This is a genomic window from uncultured Gimesia sp., from assembly GCF_937919775.1.
GTDB lineage: Bacteria > Planctomycetota > Planctomycetia > Planctomycetales > Planctomycetaceae > Gimesia.
In genome coordinates this window covers 1-6,030 of the sequence record NZ_CALFPF010000281.1, presented here as the reverse complement: position 1 = coordinate 6,030, position 6,030 = coordinate 1, and the positions used below count along the sequence as shown (strand labels likewise).

Genomic DNA, 6,030 nt, shown 5'->3' with positions numbered 1-6,030 from the left:
TCTTTCAAGAGTGCTACTGATGTTCAAACAAGTAAACAAACACCTGCAATGCATTAGATTGATTTGACATAGGTCACTATATGCTACAGAATTAGAGTTTGGACTGGTATACCAAATACACTATCCTGAAAATTTGAATCAAAAATCTGCCCTCAGGGTCTCCTGCCTGTTTTGCCTATATAAAGAAAGCCCACTGCAGTGAAGAAATCTCTACAAATTGCCTTGTGCCTGATCTCAGCAACCCTCTTTACGGTTTCAAACAGTCAGGTTAAAGGAGCAGAGCCACAGCTGGAGCTGCAGCCCCATGACCATATCGTTTTCATCGGCAATACGTTCGCCGAACGCATGCAGGATGCCGGATATTTCGAAACACTGCTCCATAGCCGTTTTCCGGACAAGCAACTTGTCGTTCGTAATCTAGGCTGGTCAGCCGACGAACTCACGCTGCGTCCCCGTTCAAAAGATTTTCAGGATCACGGCCACAACCTGGAAGATCACAAAGCCGACGTCATCATCGCCTGCTTCGGGTTTAACGAATCGTTTGCCGGCGAAAAAGGGCTCGCCCAATTCGAAGCCGACCTGAAAGACTTTATCGACACGACTCTCAAGACAAAATACAACGGTAAATCTCACCCGCGTCTCGTTCTCTTCTCACCCATCGCCAATGAAAATCTGCATCGTCACGGTTTAACCGACTGCAAAGAAAATAACCAGCGTATTGAACTCTACACTGCCGCCATGCAGAAAATTGCCAAAGAGAAAAACGTGGTTTTTGTGGACCTCTATACTCCCAGCAAAGAACTGATGAAAAATGGCAAACATCCCTTAACGTTCAACGGCATCCACCTGACCGATTATGGCTACCAGCAACTGGCCCCCGCCATTGATGAGGCTTTGTTTGGTCCGGCTCCCAAAACCGGTTCGACGGTTGACCTGAAAAAACTGCGTGCGGAAGTTCTGGAGAAGAACAGGCAGTTCTGGTACGACTATCGCTCTGTCAACGGTTATTACATCTACGGCGGGCGAAAAGAACCGTTCGGCGTCGACAACTTCCCTGCGGAATTTGCCAAGCTCCGCAAAATGATCCACAATCGTGACGAACGCATCTGGGCCGTCGCACAGGGCAAAACCGTTCCCGTGAAAATTGACGACAGTCAGACAGGCGACTTCGCTGACATTAAAACGAATGTCAAAGACCTCGCTTCGATTAAGATTACAACACCTCAGGAGTCACAAAAGAAATTCGAACTGCCTGAAGGTTTTGAAATCAATCTGTTCGCTTCCGAAGTGGAATTCCCGGAACTGAAAAACCCGGTTCAATTCACCTTCGACAGCAAAGGCCGACTCTGGGTCTGCACGATGGCGTCTTACCCGCAATATCTGCCCGGTAAAAATGTCGATGATAAAATCCTGATTTTTGAAGACACAAACGGCGATGGTCGTGCCGACAAACAGACCGTGTTTGCCGATGGCCTGCACCTGCCCACCGGAATTGAACTGGGTGACGGCGGCGCTTATGTGGCCCAGCAGCCGAATCTGGTATTTCTGAAAGACACCGACGGCGATGATCATGCAGACTACCGCGAAATCGTTTTGCACGGTTTCGACTCTGCCGACTCGCACCATTCGATCAGCGCCTTCACCTGGGGTCCCGGCGGAGATCTCTATTTCCAGGAGGGAACCTTTCATCACTCTCAGGTGGAAACACCCTACGGTCCGCGCCGCCTCAAAAATGCCGGCATCTTCCGTTATGAACCGCGAACGGAAAAGTTTGACGTCTTCGTTTCTTACAACTTTGCCAATCCCTGGGGACATACCTTCGACCGCTGGGGGCAGAATTTTGTCGCAGATGCATCCGGTGGCGCCAACTATTACGGCACCGCATTTTCCGGTGATCTGGACTACCCCCGCAAACACGCCGGCATGAACCAGTTTCTGAAAAAACAATGGCGGCCCACCGCAGGCTGCGAGTTTGTTTCCAGTCGACAGTTCCCGGAAGAGATGCAGGGGAACTACCTGCTCAATAACTGCATCGGCTTTCATGGCGTGCTGCAGTATAAAATGAAAGAAGACGGTTCCGGCTTCGCTGCAGATCCTGTCGAGCCGCTCGTCACATCCACAGACACCAACTTCCGTCCTGTCGATCTGCAGTTCGGACCGGACGGTGCGCTGTACCTGATCGACTGGTTCAACCCGCTCGTAGGACATATGCAGCACTCGATCCGCGACCCCAACCGGGACGCCCAGCACGGTCGTATCTGGCGGGTCACTTACAACAATAAACCGGTATTAAAAGATCCGGAAATTGCCGGTGCTTCGATTCCCGAACTACTCGATCTGCTGAAAACATACGAAGATCGGGTTCGCTATCGGGTCCGACGCGAGTTGCGGATTCGCAATACCGATGAAGTCATCGCGGCTCTCAACAAGTGGGTTGCCGGCCTCGATCCCAAAGATAAAGATTACCAGCACAACCTGCTCGAAGCGTTGTGGGTTCACCAGAACCTCGATGTGGTCGACGCTGCGTTCCTGAATAAAATGTTGCGTTCGCCGGAACCCAAAGCCCGCGCAGCAGCCACACGCGTCTTATGCTACTGGCGCGACCGGATTGATAATTCGCTCGATTTACTGCAAATCCAGGTCAATGATGAACATCCCCGAGTCAGACTGGAAGCAGTTCGGGCACTGAGTTTTTATCACGATCCTCGCGCGCTTGAGATCGCCGTGGAATCACTGGTTCACCCGCAGGATTATTATCTTGAGTACACATTAAAAGAGACGATGGACACACTCGAAAAACGGATGGAAGCTCAGTAAATCTTACGAGAGATGATCCAGAGAGTATTAGCAGATTGATCCGGGAGAGAAGTCACATTTTCCCCCGGATCAATCAACCTCGCCCCACAACATTTCGCTGACAGCCGCCGGGCGGCTTAACCAACTATGATCAGTTTTTTGCGCAGAGTAAGTTTCATAATGAGAAATCAACCCCGTTTTTTTGCAATCCTGCTGTTCCTGGGAATTACTTTTTTCCTCAACGATCAAATCGCAGAACAGGCTTTTGCACAATCGCAGACCAGCAGTGTGTCGCCGTTGATGAAGCTGCTCAAAAGTGGCCGCATCCCGGCGCAAAGACAGGGCACGATCATTGAACTCATCTGCCGCAAAGGAAACAAAGAAGACCTCGGATATATCTGGGAGCAAACGGTAGCGGATCACTTCAAAGGCGAAATCAGGGAAAAAGCACTGCTTTCACTGAAAGAGGCCTTCCAGAATCGAAAAATCATTCCCGCCGGTTCACTGGATGGCATTGCCACACTGATTGACGAAAAACCTCCCGTCAATCAGACCGCCGTTGAACTGGCCGGTTTATGGAAAGTTCCCTCTGCAGCGGCAAAGCTCCAGGAATTAGCGTTAGCAAAGAACACGGACAGCAAACTGAAATCAGCGGCGATTGACGCCCTCGTTTCCATCGGCGGCCCCGAGAGGATCAAAGCCATGCGCGAACTGACCCGGGAGAATTCTCCCCAGGAAATCCGCTACCTGGGCGCAGCCGCATTGGTTTCACTCGATCTGCCAGCGGCCATAGAGGCCGGCATCAACATTATGTCTTCGGGCAAATCAGGCGACCCGACCCCTTTTATCGCCGCGATTCTCGACACACAGGGCGCCGCCGATCAATTCGCGTCTGCCATCACTGCGCAAAAAATCCCGGAAGACGTCGCAAAAAAACTCCTGCGGTATATGTATTCCGTCGGACGCAGCGATAAAGCATTAAGTGATGCTCTCAGTAAAGCCGCCGGCATGTCGGGCGAAGAAAAGACACTCACAGAAGACGAATTTAAACAGCTCGTGGCTGATGTGATTGAACATGGAAACGCGGAACGCGGCGAACAGGTTTTCCGTCGATCCGATCTGAGCTGCATGAAATGTCATTCCGTCAGCAAAGCCGGCGGAGAAGTTGGCCCGGATCTGAGCCCGATCGGCGCCAGTTCCCCCGTCGATTACCTGGTTCGTTCCATTCTCTATCCGAATCAGGCGGTCAAAGAAGCCTATCAGACGTTTGTGATTGTGACGTTTGAAGGAAAAATCATTCGAGGCATCATTGTTGATCGCAATGACGAACGGGTGATCCTCAAAGACGCTAACGGCAAGGAAATGGTCATCCCCGTCGATGATATCGATGACGAAGCCGAAGGGGGATCTTTGATGCCTCAGGGTTTGACCAAATTTTTAACGCGCGACGAACTGGTTGATCTGGTCAAGTATCTGTCCGTCCTGGGCAAACCGGGCCCGTATGCCATTCGTTCCAAACCGACCGTCCAGCGCTGGTTATTGATGAGAGAAATTCCCAGCCTGATCTTATCGAACGAAAATCCTGACGAAGAACTCTTTGAAGAACACGTGCTTCGCGCACCGGTCACGGCCTGGGTCCCCCAATATGCGATGCTCGCAGGTTTGCTCCCTTTTGAGGAACTGAAAGATCTGGCCACCGATTCAAAGATTCTCCTGCAGGCAGACATCAATGTCACGGAAGCAGGCACCGTCGGTTTTCGCATCAATTCTGCAGAGGGCACCCGCATCTCGATGGATTCAGATGCTTTAAAACCTGAATTGGAAAATCAATTTGAGCTGACAAAAGGGGATCATAAACTGACGCTGCTGATCAACCTGGCCAACCGCAGCGACAAAGGGGTCCAGGCGGAATTCTTCAAACCCGCCGGTTCCAAAGCGTCGTTTACGGTGGTCGGCGGCAAGTAGTCCGCACTCCATCAATTAAAGCGTTGGTTTACTGGCTTCGATCGCGTCGTTGTCTGCCTTGAGATCCGGCACGTACGGATGCGTTTTCTGCCATTCCTTCCAGAACGTGGCGGCATGCGTATTGCGCCAGAGCGCTAAGGCATTCCCCACGTGACTGTAGAACGTGTATTTCTGCAGGATCTCGTCTTCGGTATGTGTGGTGGTATTTTTAATCACCCATTTCGCCGCTTTTACAATCTGTTCATGCGGCGGATGCAGTTCCTTGGGCGCAATTGCCAGCCATTCCAGATGATGTCCGGTGGCAATCACATTTTTATAATCGGGAATCTCTTCTGGATGGGTCAGCGCTTTTTTGCCATCCATCCAGTTCGCCGGCCAATGGCCGTCTTCAAACTGACAAACGCTGATCAGGTCGCGAACTCGTTCCAGGTAGGCATACGCTTCTGCCCGCGCGGCATCAGACAAAATGTCAAACTCGTCATCCAGACGAATCAGCAGCATCAGTGAATAGACCCGGTGAGTCCCCACACAAACGCCATATTTCTTATCACCGCGAATCAAGCGCCGCGTGATCTGATCGAATGAAACCGCACGTCCGTCGGTCGACTTCCACTGTTTCACAGGAGGAATCCATAATCCAAACGCCATCGCCGACCATTCTACTTCCCGTTCATCCAGACGAAAATCTCGCAGCGACTGCTGAATGACATCGTTGACATCCATATTACGCCTGGAGGGCGCGAAAACCGGTTCATCCAGATGGATTCCGGCTTCCGTCAATGAAGCGAGCCAGTGGTCGTGATGCACCGAGCCGCCGATCTGACTTCCCCAGCGAATGGAAATCCCCGACGGTTGATCGACCAGCAGAGGAGCAGCTTCATCGCCCCACGAAGCGAGAAAACGGGCATGATCAATCAAAAAGTCCCGCATTTCAACGCCCGAGACAATGCTCGGATCCTGAAACGTCGACTGAATACTCCAGGTCCGCAAAGCGTGCTCCACATGGTTCGGCTTCAGATGTTTCCGGGGAAATTTCGGCCGCACCTGTTTCAGTACCGCCGCCAGTTCTTCGTCCGTCACCACAGAAGGATCGTCGTAAAACGGTGTCACGCGCAGTGGCACCTCTCGTTCAATTTTGACTTCCGGATACGACTCCTGCAGCAGAAACACATCATTGAATTCCTGCTGAGAGTCCCGAGAGCCGAGCGTGTAAGCGCCGCAAAAAACGAGCACTACCAGCACCTGAACCGCAATCACAGTTTTCAATGA

Annotated in this window: 3 protein-coding genes; 2 read left to right on the top strand and 1 reads right to left on the bottom strand. The window is 51.6% G+C overall.

What is annotated here, in order from left to right:
• The first annotated feature begins 198 nt into the window (after positions 1–198).
• Both Q0294_RS07695 and Q0294_RS07690 read left to right on the top strand, forming a co-directional pair.
• Positions 199–2,817 (top strand): PVC-type heme-binding CxxCH protein, encoded by a 2,619-nt coding sequence (locus tag Q0294_RS07695; protein ID WP_299462854.1) that lies wholly within the window; start codon positions 199–201, stop codon positions 2,815–2,817.
• A gap of 159 nt (positions 2,818–2,976) precedes the next feature.
• Complete coding sequence (locus Q0294_RS07690) at positions 2,977–4,761, top strand: HEAT repeat domain-containing protein (RefSeq protein WP_299462852.1); 1,785 nt, start codon at positions 2,977–2,979, stop codon at positions 4,759–4,761.
• 15 nt (positions 4,762–4,776) lie between these two features.
• Here the strand turns inward: Q0294_RS07690 and Q0294_RS07685 are convergent.
• Positions 4,777–6,030, bottom strand: a 1,254-nt coding sequence (locus tag Q0294_RS07685) for a hypothetical protein (RefSeq protein WP_299462850.1), incomplete at its 5' end; no start/stop codon positions are given.

What these genes read in the sequence shown, in the direction of transcription:
- Q0294_RS07690 (WP_299462852.1), top strand. Translation starts at nt 2,977, where the DNA reads ATGAGAAATCAACCCCGTTTTTTTGCAATCCTGCTGTTCCTGGGAATT.